Here is a 15,017-nt window from a genome sequence, read left to right as displayed (position 1 = left end):
ACGTATCTAAAAGATCGCGGACGTCACTTGATCTTTTACTTTCATGCACCTAATCTGTCGCCACTCACCCGTTCCGGGCGCGTCTTGTCCACGCGCATCACGATGGACCGCTTCAAGCAGATCGAAACCTTCGCGACCGTCGCGGCCCGCGGCAGCCTGTCGGCGGCCGCGCAACTGGAAGGCGTGGCGCCCGCGATCATCGGCCGCCGCATCGACGCGCTCGAGGAACGGCTCGGCGTCAAACTGTTCGTGCGCACCACACGGCGCATTACGCTGACTTTCGAAGGTTCCGCATTTCTCGAAGACTGCCAGCGCATCCTGAACGACATGCACAACGCGGAAGCGAGCGTGTCCGCGGGCGGCGTGAAGGCGAGCGGGCACCTGCGCGTGTCGGCGCCCGCGGGCTTCGGGCGCCGGCATGTCGCGCCGCGGGTGGCGGCGTTCACGGCCGCGCATCCGGACGTGACGGTGACACTCGATCTGTCCGACCGTCTCGTCGATCTGGTCAACGAAGGTTTCGACTGCGCGGTGCGTTTGGGCGAGCTGCCGGACTCGTCGCTCGTGTCGCTGCGTCTTGGCGAAAATCGGCGCGTATGCGTCGCGGCGCCGCGCTACCTGACGCAGTGTGGCATCCCGCAGACGCTCGCCGACCTCGCGCATCACAACTGTCTCGCGCTGGGCGCGAGCGCGAACCAGCAGCGCGGCTGGGTGTTCGAACAGGACGGCAAGGTCGTGACGATCAAGGTGTCGGGCACGATGGAGTGCTCGGACGGGGTGGTGCTGCATGAATGGTGTCTGGCCGGCTACGGGCTCGCATGGCGTTCGTGGTGGGAAGTCGGCGCGGATATCGCGGCGGGCCGCCTTGCCACCGTGCTCGATGCCTTTGCCGCGCCGCCGATCGGCATTCATGCGGTGTTTGCGCAGCGCCGTCACTTGCCGCTGCGCGTGCGGCTTTTTCTCGATTTCATCAAGCAGACCTACACTGAGCCCGGCTATTGGGATCGCGCGTGAGGTTGGCTGTCCTGCGCAATCTTGCGTGCTGCATGGATGCGCGCGCCGCACGGGTTTCCGATATTCGGACTGACCCTCAAGCGCCACGTCCATGGAATTTCGGCGCACTACAATCGTTGCAGCAGGCTTGTCGCCACTCCCCCGCAGCGCTCGCCGCCGGCATTGATGTGCCGCAAGCCACTCGTGCACCCGCAGTCGACGACGGAGAGCACCATGTTCAAGCATATCCTCGTACCGACCGATGGCTCGGACCTGTCGAAAAAAGCCATTGATGGCGCGATCGATCTCGCGCAAGCGGTCGGTGCGCGCGTGACCGCTTATGCCTGTTTGCCGCAGTATCCGTATTCGCCGTTTTCCGAAGTGGTCGTGGAGCCGCCGGTCGATTTCCAGGACCGCAGCGAGCGCGAGGCGCGCGACCATCTGCGCGAAATCGAAGAGGCGGCGCGCGGCGCGGGCGTCACATGCACAAGCCGCACCAGCGTGCATCCATCGCCGTATCTCGGGATCATCGAAGCGGCCGAGACGGGCGGCTGCGATGTGATCTTCATGGCGTCGCACGGCCGGCGCGGGCTGGGCAGCCTGCTGATCGGCAGCGAGACGCAACGCGTGCTCACGCATACGAAGATTCCAGTGATCGTTTATCGATAGACGCGCAAGCCGTGTCGCGACGTACGCGCACCGCCTTGCGTTCGGTGCGCGTACGTTTGGCCTCGTTTGCTGATGGCTGATGGCTGATGGCGCGTGGCGAGTAGTCTGTTTCTGTTTCTGTTTCGCGCGCTATTTCAGCGGCTATTCGTGACTAGTCGTGGCAGGTCCAGGCAAGTCGTGGCTATTCGCGGCTAGTCAGTCGGGCGGCTTCTCAGCCGCCCGTCAGCAACGTCACGCCACCTTCTTGTCGAGTGAAACCTGCTTGTCGAAGAACTGCTCGTCTTCGGTCGAGCCGGACAGCGCGGTCGTCGATGCTTCGCGTTCGACCGTCTGCGTGACTGCATCGAAATAGCCGGTGCCGACTTCGCGCTGATGCTTGACCGCGGTAAAGCCCTGTTCCGCAGCAGCGAATTCCGCTTGCTGCATCTCGACGAATGCGCTCATCTGCGTGCGTGCATAGCCGTGCGCGAGATGGAACATCGAGTAGTTCAGCGAATGGAAGCCGGCCAGCGTGATGAACTGGAATTTGTAGCCCATCGCGCCCAGTTCCTTCTGGAACTTCGCGATCGTCGCGTCATCGAGATTCTTCTTCCAGTTGAACGATGGCGAGCAGTTATAGGACAGCATCTTGTCCGGGAACTGTTTGTGGATCGCTTCGGCAAATTTCTTCGCGTATTCGAGGTCCGGCTTACCGGTCTCGCACCAGACCAGATCCACATATGGCGCATACGCGAGGCCGCGCGACACCGCTTGCGCGAGACCCGGCCTGGTGCGATAGAAACCTTCGACGGTGCGCTCGCCGGTGAGGAACGGCTTGTCGTTTTCGTCGATATCGGACGTGATCAGGTCGGCTGCTTCCGCGTCGGTGCGCGCGATCAGCACGGTCGGCGTGCCGCAAACGTCGGCCGCCAGACGCGCGGCGACCAGTTTCGCGACGTTTTCACGGGTCGGCACCAGCACTTTGCCGCCCATATGGCCGCACTTCTTGACCGACGCGAGCTGGTCTTCGAAGTGCACGCCGGCCGCGCCCGCTTCGATCATCGCTTTCATCAGTTCGAACGCGTTCAGCACGCCGCCGAAGCCGGCTTCCGCATCGGCGACGATCGGCGCGAAGTAATCGATATAGCCTTCATCGCCCGGATTCTTGCCTTCGGACCATTGGATCTGATCGGCGCGTGTGAACGTGTTGTTGATCCGCTTCACAACGAGCGGCACCGAGTTCGCCGGATAGAGCGACTGGTCCGGATACATTTCGCCGGCGACGTTCGCATCGCCCGCGACCTGCCAGCCTGACAGATAGATCGCTTTCAACCCGGCCTTCACCTGCTGCATCGCCTGGTTACCGGTCAGTGCGCCGAGCGCATTGACGAACGGCTCGTTATGCATCGCGGCCCAAAGCTTTTCGGCGCCGCGCTTCGCGAGCGTGTGCTCGACCGTGAGCGAGCCGCGCAGCCGCACGACATCGTCGGCGGTGTAGCCGCGCTTGATGCCTTTCCAGCGCGAGTCGGTATTCCATTGCTGCTGCAATTGTTGAATCTGCTGTTCGCGTGCCATCGTGTGCTCCCTTTGCGTTGAAGATCGATCGGTGGAATGACTGGCTTCAGTGACCGGATGTATGGTTGCGATGCGTCCGAGATCGCGAAGTCTTATATAAGAGTCTAGGCAAAGGGCTGAATGCGTAACAGGCGCTGTCGAACGTTTTTTGTATAAATTTATTTCTTTAAAATCAGGTTGTTATTCGATGTGTTCCGGATTGCGGAAGGCTTTTTCCCATGCCGCAACACCGATTGTTGTGCTTTGCAGCACAATTTTTTACAAGCCAAAAAAATTTTCCATATTGTGAAAAAATGAGGGCGAGCAAAAAAAACCGACGCATTGCGTCGGTTTTCGAGGTTGCCGGGCTCAGAGAACCCGACGATCGATGTGCTCGCTTTCGCGTGTCGCGACCGCTTAGCTGCCGCGGCGCGGATTGCGCGGGCCGTCGCCGCGGCGTGCGCCGTAGCCGCCGTCGCGTGACCCGCCGTAACTGTCACGCGAGCCACCGTAGCCACTGTCGCGCGAGCCGCCATAGCCCTCACGCGACGCGCCGTAGCCTTCGCGGCTGCCGCCACCCGATGACTTGCCGCTCCAGCCGCGCCCGCCGCCGTTACCGCTGCCGCCATTGCCGCCGCCGTAGCCGCTACCAGCCGGCTTGCCGCCAAAGCGTCGGCCACCATTGCCACCGCCCGGACGGCCACGGCCGCCGCCGAAACCACCGCGGCCACCGGCCGGCGGCGCCTTACGCGGCTCGAAGCCTTCGATCACGTTGACCGGCAGCGGCGCGCGCACGAAGCGCTCGATACGCTTCAACGCGCCTTGCTCCGCGTGATGCACGAGGCTCACCGCGATACCCGAGCGTCCAGCGCGACCCGTACGGCCGATCCGGTGCACGTAGTCTTCGGCGAACTTCGGCAGGTCGTAGTTGAACACGTGCGTGATGCCGGGGATATCGATGCCGCGCGCGGCGACGTCGGTCGCCACCAGCACGCGCACGCGACGCTCGCGCAGCGCACGGATCGTGCGATTGCGCGCGCCTTGCGGCAGGTCGCCGTGCAGCGCGGCGGACTGGAAGCCCGCATCCGCGAGGCGGCCGGCGAGTTGATCCGCATCGCTTTTCGTTGCGGTAAAGACGATTGCCTGGTCAAGGCCCGAATCGCGCAGCAGATGATCCAGCAGACGGTCCTTATGATCGCGGTCGTCGACGTAGTGCACGGTTTGCGCGATATTCGCGCGCTGCTCGATGCGCTGTGCGATCTCGATGCGCTCCGGGTCCTTCAGCAGGCGGCCGGTCAGCGAACCGATCTTGCCGTCGAGCGTCGCCGAAAACAGCATGGTCTGGCGCGAAGCCGGCGTGGCGGCGACGATGGTTTCGATGTCGTCGATAAAGCCCATGTCGAGCATGCGGTCCGCTTCGTCCAGCACGAGCATCTGCAGTTCCGACAGATCGATACGGCCGCGCTCCAGGTGGTCGAGCAGACGGCCGGGCGTGGCCACGAGGATTTCGGGGTTCTTCGCGAGCAGCATCAACTGCTGGCCGTATGCGACGCCGCCGAGAATGCTGACGGTGCGCAGCCGGCGCAGGTGTTTGCCGTACGTCGAAGCGGCCGTCGTAACCTGCATCGCGAGTTCGCGGGTCGGCGTAAGGACCAGCAGGCCCGGACGAGCGACCGGCTGCGGCCGGCGCGTGCGGCGATCGCCGCGCGGGTCGCGTGCGGGGTCGCGCGCATCGCGCGGCGCCTGAACCTGGGTTCGTTGCAGCTGCGCGAAACGCTCGATGGCCGGCAGCATGAAAGCGGCGGTTTTGCCCGAACCGGTCGGGCTCGACACCAGCAGATCGCGCCCGGCGATGCCGGCGGGAATCGCGCGCTGCTGAACCGGGGTCGGCGCCTTGTAGCCGGCCGCGATCAATGCGGAAACGATCTCCGCGGAAAGTCCCAGCGACGCGAACGTCGGGCCTTCTACGGCACCGGCTGCGTCAGCCGGTTCGGTCGTCACAGCCGCATGCGGCTCGCGCTCTTGCGCGGCGGTTTGCGGGTCGAGACCGAGGGCGGCGTCGGCGATGGCGTTCAACGGGCTGGCGGTGTTGCTCGAAGTCATGAAAATCCTTGAAGCATGGGAACGAACCCCTCGGATCAATCAATCCAGGGGATGAAACGTCGGCGCCAATCGGCATACCCAAGTTGTCGGATTCAGCGAGCAAGACAGCAGCGAGCAAACCGTAAAACGGGGGCAGCTCGCAACAATGAAGGCGAGCTTTCGTTAGAAGCTGTATCGGATGCGGCGCGCCGGGAGGGCTTGCCGCCAGCCTTTTGACGGCCCGTAGAGTGGCAGGGCCCGTGGCAGGAGGGTGACAGGTTCTAAACTGGATTGGAGCAAAACGCTTTACTGCACCTGCATTCCAAGTGCAGGTCGGGATTATAGCGGCCTTTGCTGCACTGCGCCACTTCTTTGACACGAAATCGTCATGGTTCGATCAGACGAATCGCGCAATCGGTGCAGTTCTGAAATATGCGCGGATTGCGCGGATACCGGGCGCGAATGAGCATAAACGTCGCACAAACGGCACAAACTCGCACGAACGGGCACGAGCCCAACGGGCTATGATTGCGCGCCGTCTTTCAGCGATTCGACGAGATCGATGTATTCCTGTTTGGCCGCGTCCGGCGCCATCCCGTTCAGCGCGACCCATGCGTCGTGTTTGTACTTGCCGACGATATCCATCAGACCGGGACGCTCATCGGGGGCGTCGCCATCGGTGGCCTGCTTGTAAAGCGCATAGAGGCGCAGCAGCGTGAGGTTGCCGGGGCGCTCCGGTAATTCCTTGACATCCTGTACAGCCTGCGTGAAGCGGGCGTCGACGTCGCTCATCCAGGTCTCCGTGACTTTTTTGAGATAGCCCGGGGATGATAACAAGCGCAGTGGACGAAGTGCGTCGATGAGTGTGGAGCGATCCTTCGACACCGCGAGCGCTTGCGGTGTTGCGATCACGCACGTCGCGCGTCCGCGCGGGTCGGTCAGGGCGGACCGGCAGCCGGTGCATGAAGGTCGCGCATTACAATATCGGACATGACTGAAACAGTACTGCTTGCCCTCGATACTTCGACCGAATTCTGTTCGGTCGCATTGCTTGCCGTTGCGAACCCGCCTGCGAGTTCGTCTGCGCGCTCATTGGCGTCGTCCGATGCGCACGCACGCGCTGCCGCATTGTCGTCCGGCGCATTGCCGTCCGGCGATGCGCCGGACGAACCGCGCGTGTGGTTGCGCCACGAAGCGACCGGCGCGGTGTCGAGCACGCGCCTGTTGCCCGCGATACGCGAACTGTTCGACGAAGCCGGTGTTCCGCTGCACGCGTGCAGTGCGATCGCATTCGGCGCGGGCCCGGGCTCGTTCACCGGGCTGCGGACGGCGACCGGGGTCGCACAAGGGCTTGCGTTCGGCCTCGGCTGTCCGGTCGTACCGATCGGCACGCTCGTCGCCTGTGCGGAAAGCGCGCGCCGGCGCGACCCGTCGGCGACCCGCGTGCTGGCTGCGCTCGATGCGCGGATGGATGAAGTCTACTGGGCCGACTACGCGTGGGACGACGCGCTGCAAGACTGGCGCACGGTCCGCGCCGCGGCCCTCGATGCGCCGGAGCGTGTCGAGGCGCCCGATGGGCCATACACGCTCGCCGGCAATGCGGCCGCTGTATTCGGCGAACGGCTCGCGGTCGTTGCCGGCGCGCGGTCGATCGACGGCGCCGCGCTGCCGCATGCGTTGCCGATCGCGTTCGCGGCGCTGCGCGCATGGCGCGCCGGCCGCGCGGTGCCGGCCGATCAGGCGGCGCCCGACTATGTGCGCGACAAGGTTGCGCTGACCACAGCCGAGCGGCTTGCGGCGAAGGCGGCTCAGCACACGCCCGCGGCATCGGCATCGGCGGCACCAGCCGCGGATCGCGAGCGTGCCGCGGCAAGCGGCGACACGGGCGGGCGTACGCGATGAGCGGTGTGCTGCTCGCGGATCGCTACATGTCGCCGATGACCGAGAGCGACCTCGACGAAGTCGCGACGGTCGAGCGGCTCGCGTACGAGTTTCCGTGGAGCCGCGGCAACTTCGAAGACTCGCTGCGTAATGGTTATTTCGGTATATGCATGCGGCACGTGACCGGTACGCTGATCGGCTACTGCGTGCTGATGCCCGTCGTCGACGAGATGCATCTGCTGAATCTATGCGTCGCGCCACCAGCGCAGCATGCAGGCGCCGGGCTCGCGCTGTTGCGCGAAGCGGTGCGCATTACGCACGCGGAAAAGCTCGATGGGCTATTGCTCGAGGTGCGGCCGTCGAACCACCGCGCGATCCGGCTCTACGAGCGCTTCGGCTTTGCGTCGATCGGCCGGCGCAAGAACTACTATCCGGCGCGTCATCGTGGCCGGGAGGATGCAATCGTGATGCGATTTACATTTGTTAAGGAGGGCGCCAATGGCGCTGCATGAGTCCGCGCTGGAAGAACTCGGCCTTGCGCCGCGCTGGGTGAGACGCGGCGGCGCGACAGGATTGGCGATGCCGCAAGATGGCGACGACGACGCGACCACGCAGGCGGTCGCTGCGGACGTTGTGGCGGGCACGCATGCGCGACCGGAAGCTGCTCGTAGTGAGACGATGGGTAGTGAAGCGACGCGTAGCGAAGCGATGCGTCGTGAAGCCGTGCGCACTGAGGGGCCGCGCGCTGGAGCCGCGGGTGCTGCAGCACCGCATGCCGAAGCGTCGTCCGATGTAACGGCGGCGCCGCTCGATGCGGGCTTTGGCGCGAAGTTCGAAGCCGGTTCCGATACCGTGCGTCCGGACCATACCGGTTCCGGCGCGGCGCTCGACGCACAGCCGGCTTCTGCTGTACCGCGCGACGGCTCGCACGAAACGCCGCGAAGCCAGCCAGATCGTGAAGAGCGTAACGCCGCCACCGCTCGTTCCGAGCCGGCCGCTTCCGCCGCGTCCGCTGAAGACGACTTCGCGTGGTTCGACGAACTGCCCGCGCAGCCATCGACGCGCGCACCGGCACGCGCGGACGAAGCCGCACCGCACGCGGCCGACGACGTCGCCGCGCCGGCGGTTTCATCGCTCGATTGGGACGCCCTGGCCGCGCGGGTCGCCGGCTGCGAACGCTGCCGGCTTTGCGAGAAGCGCACGCAGACCGTATTCGGTGTCGGCGACCGCGACGCGGACTGGATGCTGATCGGCGAAGCGCCGGGTGAGAACGAAGACCGCCAGGGAGAGCCGTTCGTCGGCCAGGCCGGCAAGCTGCTCGACAACATGTTGCGCTCGGTGTCGCTGGAACGCGGCGCGAACGTCTATATCGCGAACGTGTTGAAGTGCCGCCCGCCCGGCAACCGCAACCCGGAGCCCGACGAAGTCGCGCGTTGCGAACCGTATCTGCAGCGCCAGGTCGCGCTCGTCAAGCCGAAGGTGATCGTCGCGCTGGGCCGCTTTGCCGCGCAGAGTCTGCTGAAAACCGACGCGAGCATCTCGTCGTTGCGCGGCCGCATGCATGTGTATGAAGGCGTGCCGGTCATCGTCACCTATCACCCCGCGTATCTGCTGCGCAGCCTGCACGACAAGGCGAAAGCGTGGCAGGACCTGTGCCTTGCGCGCGACACATGGCGCTCGGCAGCCGCGGGCGCGACGCCCGGCGCAAGTCCGGAAAATTCGCCGGCCCACCTGACGCACGGCACCGCAAGCCGGCCGGCCGCCGGTTCCGCGGATTCCCCGCCCGACTGATGGCTGCCGACGGTCCGACAGCCGGATTGCCGCCACGTGACGCCGCGCGGCTCGAGTGTCTGACCGATCCGGCGGTGCGCGATCTGGCGTGGCTGCTGTTCAGCCCCGATCTGTTGCGCGCGCAACCTCCGGCCGGCGCGCTCGCGCAGCCGTTCGAATCGGTCGCCGAGGCGAGCGCGATGGTCGACTGGCTGATTGCGCAGAACGCGCATCCGGACGCGCTGCATCAGCACATCGCGGTCGCGCATCTGACCCGTCTTGGCCGTTACGCGGAATGCCTGCTTGCATGGTGTCTGCGATATGGTCCTGGCGCCCGGCTCGTGGCCGCCAACGTCGCGCTGCGGCGCGGCGGCCTGACGCTCGGCGAGTGCGACTTCCTGGTTCAAACGCAATCGCGCCGCCGGCTGCATTGGGAGCTGGCAGTCAAATGCTACCTGCATGCGGGCGATGACCGTGCGCAACTCGCGGACTACGTCGGTCCGAATTTGCAGGATCGTTTCGATGTGAAGCTGCGCCGTTTGCTCGATCACCAGTTGCCGTTGAGCGCGCGTGCCGAATTCGCTGCACTCGGACACCCCGGACCGTGGGACGCGCAAATGTTCGTCAAAGGGTGGCTGTTTTATCGCGACGGTGGCAGGCCGCCTGAGCCGTCCGTGATCGATCCGGCCCATGCGCGCGGCTGGTGGACGACGCGTGCCGACTGGCCGGCATTTGCTGCCGCGCAAGGCGATGCGTGGGCTGTGCTGCCACGTCTGCAATGGCTGTCGCGCCGGCATCGGAGCGGCGACCGGTTGGCCGCCGGGATGTTCGATATTGCGGCACTGGGTACGCAGCTCGCGCAGCACAGCGGTCCGACGATGGTCGCCGCGTTCGCCGCGGAGCCGGAAGGGAACGGCTGGCGCGAAACCTCGCGCGGCTTTGTGGTGCCGGACGACTGGCCCGCGCAGGCGCTAGCGTTCGCTCGCCACTGATACGCGCGTGCCGCGCGACGCCGCTACGCGCGTCAATTCACCACCAGCGATGAAAATGATGCACCGGTCCGACGCCGTGACCGACGTCGAGCCGATTGCTCTGTTCGAGCGCTTCAGTCAGATAACGCTTTGCATCGACCACCGCGCTCGCGAGATCAAGCCGCTGCGGAATCAGCGCCGCGATCGCCGACGACAGCGTGCACCCCGTGCCGTGCGTATTCTTCACCGGCACACGCGGCCCGCCGACGCGCAGCGTGCCGCCGGCTTCGATCAGCCAGTCGGGGCTATCGGCGGCCGCGAGATGGCCGCCTTTCATCAGCACCGCGCGCGCGCCGAGCGCACGTAGCGCTTCACCTTGCGTGATCATCGCCGTTTCGTCGGCGGCGGCCGGGCAGCCGAGTAGCGCGGCCGCTTCCGGCAGATTCGGCGTCAGCAGATCGGCGAGCGGCAGCAGTTCGTCGCGCACCGCGGCGACCGCATCGGCCGCAAGCAGCGCGTGGTTGCTCTTCGAGATCATCACGGTATCGAGCACCACATGCGCCGGGCGATGGCGCTGCAACGCATCGGCCACCGCGCGCACGATCTGCGCGTTCGCGAGCATGCCGATCTTCACCGCGTCGATGCGGATATCGTCGAACACCGCATCGAGTTGCGCGGTAACGAACGCCGCATCGGGCGTATGAATCGCGCTCACGCCACGCGTGTTCTGCGCGGTCAACGCAGTAATGACGCTCGCGCCATAGGCGCCGAGCGCGGAGAACGTCTTCAGGTCGGCCTGGATGCCCGCGCCGCCGCCGGAATCGGAGCCGGCGATCGTGAGCACATTAGGAATCGGTTGAGTCATGAGAAGAGAAAACGCAGGGCGGGGCGAAGCAAGGCGAGACGGGCAGTTAGTGCCGTGCTTCGCCGATCAGCGCGACCGAATCGAATGCACGCTGGTTCGCCTGGTGGCGCCGCATCACGAGCCACATCATCACGCAGACAAAGGTGCCGAACAGCACGATCACGACCGTCACCGGCACATCGAGCCAGACCAGCACCGCATACAGGCACAGCATCACGAGCACCGACAGGTTCTCGTTGAAGTTCTGCACCGCGATCGAGTGGCCGGCCGACAGCAGCACGTGGCCGCGATGCTGCAGCAACGCATTCATCGGCACGACAAAAAAGCCGGATAGCGCACCGACCACCATCAGGAACACATACGCGAAGATCAGATAACCGGAAACGTGCATGCGGCCGAAATAGAAGCCCCAATGCGGCGGAAACAGATGCTTCGTATAGAACGCCATCAGCATAACCGCAATGCCCATGATGATGCCGACCGGCAGTACCGACAGCGATTTTTTCAGCGGCACGCGCGCAGCCGCGATCATCGCCCCGGCTGCGACGCCGACCGCGACCACCGCCTGCAGAATCGCGCCTTCCGACAGCGACATGCCAAGCGACACCTCCGCCCATTTCAGCACGATGAACTGCAACGTCGCGCCGGCGCCCCAGAACAGCGTCGTGACCGCGAGCGAGATCTGGCCGAGCTTGTCGCGCCATAGCGTGACGAAACAGTCGGCGAAGTCGGTGACCAGCTTGAGCGGCCCGTGCTGCTGTTTCGGATAACGGGCTCCGGTGTCGGGAATGCGAAGATTGAACAGCGCCGCGACGATGTAGATCATGATGATGATCAGCATCGCGGCTTCGGCGGGGGTACTGATCGCGGAGGGCGTGTGCTTGACGATGTGCGATGCGATATGCGGGCTGATCAGGGCGCCGCCGAGCACCGTGCCGAGGATGATCGAGCCGACTGTCGTGCCTTCGATCCATCCATTCGCGGCAACCAGCCGGTCAGGCGGCAGCAGCTCGGTGAGTATCCCGTACTTGGCCGGTGAATACGCCGCCGCGCCGAAGCCGACAATGCCGTATGCAAACAGCGGATGCGCGCCCACCAGCATCGTGACGCAGCCGACTACCTTGATCGTGTTCGTGACGAACATCACGCGCCCTTTGGGCCTCGAGTCCGCGAACGCGCCGACGAAGGCGGCCAGCACGACATACGACAGCACAAAGAACAGCTTGAGCAGCGGGGTCATCCAATTGGGGGCATGAAGGTCTTTCAGCAGTGCGATAGCAGCGATCAGCAGCGCATTGTCGGCCAGCGAAGAGAAGAACTGCGCGGCCATGATCGTGTAAAAACCTTTTTTCATCTGATGCGATGCTGTCCTCGCTGCGGTCTGCCGGCCAAGACCGTGGATATGACCTTCCGGCTTATTCCGTTCGAAATGGGTTGTGCGCACGGCTTTATATCATGAAAATAGCTGAATACTGACTAGCAGAATCCTTATCGCCTCGCCGCAGCGGGCTTCGAAGCGCTGAAAACGCGCTGTAAGCTGCTGATTCAACAGTGTCTTTACGTAAATTTCCCATGCCGCGCCCGCTCCTTGCCACGATCCATACCGCCGCTCTCGCCAACAATCTTGCTGTCGCTCGCCGCTACGCGCCGAAGTCCAAAATCTGGGCGATCGTCAAGGCGAATGCGTACGGCCATGGGCTCGCGCGGGCGTTTCCCGGGTTGCGCGCAACAGACGGCTTCGGGTTGCTGGACCTCGAAGAGGCGGTGAAGTTGCGTGAATTGGGCTGGGCGGGCCCGATTTTGTTGCTCGAAGGCTTTTTTCGTCCGACCGATATCGATCTGATCGATCGTTATAGCCTGACCACCGCGCTGCATTCGGATGAACAGCTGCGCATGCTGGAAATGGCGCGGCTGTCGAAGCCGGTGAATATCCAGCTGAAAATGAATAGCGGGATGAATCGCCTCGGCTACACGCCGGATAAGTTTCGCGCCGCATGGGAGCGCGCACGCGCATGTCAGGGGGTCGGGCAAATTACGTTGATGACGCACTTTTCGGACGCGGATAGCGAACGCGGCATCGAGCATCAGATGGACGCGTTCGAGCGCGGCGCGCAAGGCATCGCGGGCGCGCGCAGTCTCGCGAATTCGGCGGCAACGCTGTGGCATCCGAAGTCGCACTTCGATTGGGTGCGGCCTGGCGTGATGCTGTACGGCGCGTCGCCGTCCGGCGTACACGCGGATATCCGCAGCACCGGGCTGCAGCCCGCGATGACACTCGCGTCGGAGCTTATTGCGGTGCAAACGCTGCCCGAGGGCGAGACGATCGGCTACGGGTCCATCTTCAAGGCGCGCGCGGGGATGCGCGTCGGCGTGGTCGCGTGCGGCTATGCGGACGGCTATCCGCGTATCGCGCCGGAAGGCACGCCGGTTATCGTCGACGGGATTCGCACGCGGGTCGTCGGGCGGGTGTCGATGGACATGATCACGGTCGATCTGAGCCCATGCCCGCAGGCGGGCGTCGGCTCGCGCGTCGAACTGTGGGGCAACGCGCTGCCGATCGACGACGTCGCTCACGCGTGCGGCACAATCGGTTACGAGTTGATGTGCGCAGTGGCGATGCGCGTGCCGGTGCGCGCCGAATAGCACGCCCGGCTGCGTGGTGAATGCGCGCCGCATTGCGCGTCCGACAACGCGCGAGATCGATCGCCGCCCGCTTTCCCGCACCGATGACAATACGAATCACACAAAGGCATAAGCCGCGTGGCTAAACAGAAAACGTTGTACACCTGCACCGAGTGCGGCGCGTCCGCGCCGAAATGGCAAGGGCAATGCCCGTCCTGCAGTGCGTGGAACACGCTGGTCGAGACGGTTGCCGAATCAGCCTCCGCGCATCGCTTCCAGTCGCTCGCGAAAAGTGCAGCCGTGCAGCGGCTGGCCGATATCGAAGCATCCGACGTGCCGCGCTTTTCGACCGGTGTCGGTGAATTCGATCGCGTGCTCGGCGGCGGCCTGGTCGCGGGCGGTGTTGTGCTGATCGGCGGCGACCCGGGCATCGGCAAATCGACGCTGCTGCTGCAGTCGCTTGCGCAGATCGCGAGCGAGCGGCGCGCGCTGTACGTGAGCGGCGAAGAATCGGCCGCGCAGATTGCGTTGCGCGCGCAACGACTCGCGCTGCTCGAACCGGGGTCGGACGCGAGCGAACTGAAGCTGCTTGCCGAAATCCAGCTCGAGAAAATCCAGACGACGATCGCCGAAGAGCGGCCCGATGTCGCCGTGATCGATTCGATCCAGACGATCTATTCCGAAGCGTTGACGTCGGCGCCCGGCTCGGTCGCGCAGGTGCGCGAGTGCGCGGCGCAACTGACGCGCATCGCGAAGCAGTCGGGCACCGCGATCATCATGGTCGGACACGTGACGAAGGAGGGCAATCTCGCCGGCCCGCGCGTGCTCGAACATATCGTCGATACCGTGCTGTACTTCGAAGGCGATACACATTCGTCGTTTCGCCTTGTGCGCGCGTTCAAGAACCGCTTCGGCGCGGTCAACGAACTCGGCGTGTTTGCGATGACCGAGCGCGGCCTGCGCGGCGTCGCGAATCCTTCCGCGCTTTTCCTGTCTCAGCACGAGCAGATCGTGCCGGGCTCGTGCGTACTCGTCACACAGGAAGGCACACGGCCGCTGCTCGTCGAAGTGCAGGCGCTGGTCGATGCCGCCAACGTGCCGAACCCGCGGCGTCTTGCGGTCGGCCTCGAACAGAACCGGCTCGCGATGCTGCTGGCGGTGCTGCACCGGCACGCGGGCATCGCATGTTTCGATCAGGACGTGTTCCTGAATGCAGTGGGCGGCGTGAAGATTACCGAGCCCGCCGCGGACCTCGCCGTGCTGCTTGCGATCCACTCGTCGATGCGCAACAAGCCGCTGCCGAAGGGTTTGATCGTGTTCGGCGAAGTCGGGCTCGCCGGCGAAATCCGGCCGTCGCCACGCGGCCAGGAGCGCTTGAAGGAAGCCGCGAAGCTCGGCTTTTCAGTCGCGCTGATTCCAAAGGCGAATGCGCCGAAGCAGGCGATCGACGGTTTGCAGGTGATCGCGGTCGAGCGCATCGAGCAGGCGATCGACCGCGTGCGCACGCTGGAATAAATATTAAACGTCCACTGCGTCAAGCCGGATCGACGTGATGCCCGCTTGACCAGGCCTCGCGCGCGCACGGGCATGGTGCGTGGCGTAATCCGCTGTAAATTTCCTGCCGGCGGCTGTAA

Annotated in this window: 13 protein-coding genes; 8 read left to right on the top strand and 5 right to left on the bottom strand. The window is 64.6% G+C overall.

The window, feature by feature from the left end; translation table 11 throughout:
• Positions 1 to 102 precede the first annotated feature (102 nt).
• Positions 103 to 1,011, top strand: coding sequence for a LysR family transcriptional regulator (locus BX592_RS25815; protein ID WP_134196014.1), 909 nt, complete (start codon positions 103 to 105; stop codon positions 1,009 to 1,011).
• 213 nt (positions 1,012 to 1,224) lie between these two features.
• Positions 1,225 to 1,659 (top strand): universal stress protein, encoded by a 435-nt coding sequence (locus BX592_RS25810; RefSeq protein WP_134195967.1) that lies wholly within the window; start codon positions 1,225 to 1,227, stop codon positions 1,657 to 1,659.
• A gap of 231 nt (positions 1,660 to 1,890) precedes the next feature.
• Here the strand turns inward: BX592_RS25810 and aceA are convergent, their stop codons facing one another.
• The 3 genes from aceA to BX592_RS25795 all read right to left on the bottom strand — a co-directional run bounded on the left by aceA (position 1,891) and on the right by BX592_RS25795 (position 6,066).
• On the bottom strand, positions 1,891 to 3,213 hold the full coding sequence (gene aceA, locus BX592_RS25805) for an isocitrate lyase (protein WP_134195965.1): 1,323 nt from the start codon (positions 3,211 to 3,213) through the stop codon (positions 1,891 to 1,893).
• A gap of 396 nt (positions 3,214 to 3,609) precedes the next feature.
• A complete protein-coding gene (locus BX592_RS25800) occupies positions 3,610 to 5,295 on the bottom strand; it encodes a DEAD/DEAH box helicase (RefSeq protein ID WP_134195963.1) in 1,686 nt (561 codons plus the stop codon).
• 501 nt (positions 5,296 to 5,796) lie between these two features.
• Positions 5,797 to 6,066, bottom strand: coding sequence for an acyl-CoA-binding protein (locus BX592_RS25795; protein WP_134195961.1), 270 nt, complete (start codon positions 6,064 to 6,066; stop codon positions 5,797 to 5,799).
• 198 nt (positions 6,067 to 6,264) lie between these two features.
• Here BX592_RS25795 and tsaB point away from each other — a divergent pair, with 198 nt between their 5' ends.
• The 4 genes from tsaB to BX592_RS25775 are packed head-to-tail and all read left to right on the top strand — an operon-like array spanning position 6,265 to position 9,917.
• On the top strand, positions 6,265 to 7,176 hold the full coding sequence (tsaB, locus tag BX592_RS25790) for a tRNA (adenosine(37)-N6)-threonylcarbamoyltransferase complex dimerization subunit type 1 TsaB (RefSeq protein WP_134195959.1): 912 nt from the start codon (positions 6,265 to 6,267) through the stop codon (positions 7,174 to 7,176).
• Positions 7,173 to 7,667, top strand: a complete 495-nt coding sequence (gene rimI, locus BX592_RS25785) for a ribosomal protein S18-alanine N-acetyltransferase (RefSeq protein WP_134195957.1) — start codon at positions 7,173 to 7,175, stop codon at positions 7,665 to 7,667. The genes tsaB and rimI overlap by 4 nt, the downstream gene beginning before the upstream one ends.
• Positions 7,654 to 8,946: a uracil-DNA glycosylase gene (locus BX592_RS25780; protein WP_134195955.1), complete on the top strand. Its 1,293-nt coding sequence runs from the start codon at positions 7,654 to 7,656 to the stop codon at positions 8,944 to 8,946. The genes rimI and BX592_RS25780 overlap by 14 nt, the downstream gene beginning before the upstream one ends.
• Positions 8,946 to 9,917, top strand: a complete 972-nt coding sequence (locus BX592_RS25775) for a DUF1853 family protein (protein ID WP_134195953.1) — start codon at positions 8,946 to 8,948, stop codon at positions 9,915 to 9,917. Before BX592_RS25780 ends, BX592_RS25775 begins: the two co-directional genes overlap by 1 nt.
• 37 nt (positions 9,918 to 9,954) lie before the next feature.
• Here BX592_RS25775 and thiD read toward each other — a convergent pair whose 3' ends face one another.
• Positions 9,955 to 10,761 carry a bifunctional hydroxymethylpyrimidine kinase/phosphomethylpyrimidine kinase gene (thiD, locus tag BX592_RS25770; protein ID WP_134195951.1) on the bottom strand — a complete coding sequence of 269 codons (807 nt, stop codon included), beginning with the start codon at positions 10,759 to 10,761 and terminating at the stop codon, positions 9,955 to 9,957.
• Positions 10,762 to 10,807: 46 nt separating this feature from the next.
• Positions 10,808 to 12,115, bottom strand: coding sequence for a lysophospholipid transporter LplT (gene lplT, locus BX592_RS25765; RefSeq protein ID WP_134195950.1), 1,308 nt, complete (start codon positions 12,113 to 12,115; stop codon positions 10,808 to 10,810).
• A 218-nt stretch (positions 12,116 to 12,333) separates the two neighbouring features.
• Here lplT and alr point away from each other — a divergent pair, with 218 nt between their 5' ends.
• Positions 12,334 to 13,404, top strand: a complete 1,071-nt coding sequence (gene alr, locus BX592_RS25760; protein ID WP_134195948.1) for an alanine racemase — start codon at positions 12,334 to 12,336, stop codon at positions 13,402 to 13,404.
• Positions 13,405 to 13,521: 117 nt separating this feature from the next.
• Positions 13,522 to 14,898, top strand: coding sequence for a DNA repair protein RadA (radA, locus tag BX592_RS25755; RefSeq protein WP_134195946.1), 1,377 nt, complete (start codon positions 13,522 to 13,524; stop codon positions 14,896 to 14,898).
• The last annotated feature ends 119 nt before the right edge of the window (positions 14,899 to 15,017 follow it).

Source organism: Paraburkholderia rhizosphaerae, assembly GCF_004366595.1.
GTDB lineage: Bacteria > Pseudomonadota > Gammaproteobacteria > Burkholderiales > Burkholderiaceae > Paraburkholderia > Paraburkholderia rhizosphaerae.
Note: the sequence above shows the minus strand (reverse complement) of the source record. Positions and strands in the feature narration are given on the sequence as shown.

Bases quoted from the DNA above. Each gene is read 5' to 3' on its own strand.
- BX592_RS25775 (WP_134195953.1), top strand. From the start codon at position 8,946: ATGGCTGCCGACGGTCCGACAGCCGGATTGCCGCCACGTGACGCCGCG.
- rimI (WP_134195957.1), top strand. From the start codon at position 7,173: ATGAGCGGTGTGCTGCTCGCGGATCGCTACATGTCGCCGATGACCGAG.
- thiD (WP_134195951.1), bottom strand. From the start codon at position 10,761: ATGACTCAACCGATTCCTAATGTGCTCACGATCGCCGGCTCCGATTCC.
- lplT (WP_134195950.1), bottom strand. From the start codon at position 12,115: ATGAAAAAAGGTTTTTACACGATCATGGCCGCGCAGTTCTTCTCTTCG.
- BX592_RS25780 (WP_134195955.1), top strand. From the start codon at position 7,654: ATGGCGCTGCATGAGTCCGCGCTGGAAGAACTCGGCCTTGCGCCGCGC.
- tsaB (WP_134195959.1), top strand. From the start codon at position 6,265: ATGACTGAAACAGTACTGCTTGCCCTCGATACTTCGACCGAATTCTGT.
- aceA (WP_134195965.1), bottom strand. From the start codon at position 3,213: ATGGCACGCGAACAGCAGATTCAACAATTGCAGCAGCAATGGAATACC.
- BX592_RS25815 (WP_134196014.1), top strand. From the start codon at position 103: ATGGACCGCTTCAAGCAGATCGAAACCTTCGCGACCGTCGCGGCCCGC.
- BX592_RS25810 (WP_134195967.1), top strand. From the start codon at position 1,225: ATGTTCAAGCATATCCTCGTACCGACCGATGGCTCGGACCTGTCGAAA.
- alr (WP_134195948.1), top strand. From the start codon at position 12,334: ATGCCGCGCCCGCTCCTTGCCACGATCCATACCGCCGCTCTCGCCAAC.
- BX592_RS25800 (WP_134195963.1), bottom strand. From the start codon at position 5,295: ATGACTTCGAGCAACACCGCCAGCCCGTTGAACGCCATCGCCGACGCC.
- BX592_RS25795 (WP_134195961.1), bottom strand. From the start codon at position 6,066: ATGAGCGACGTCGACGCCCGCTTCACGCAGGCTGTACAGGATGTCAAG.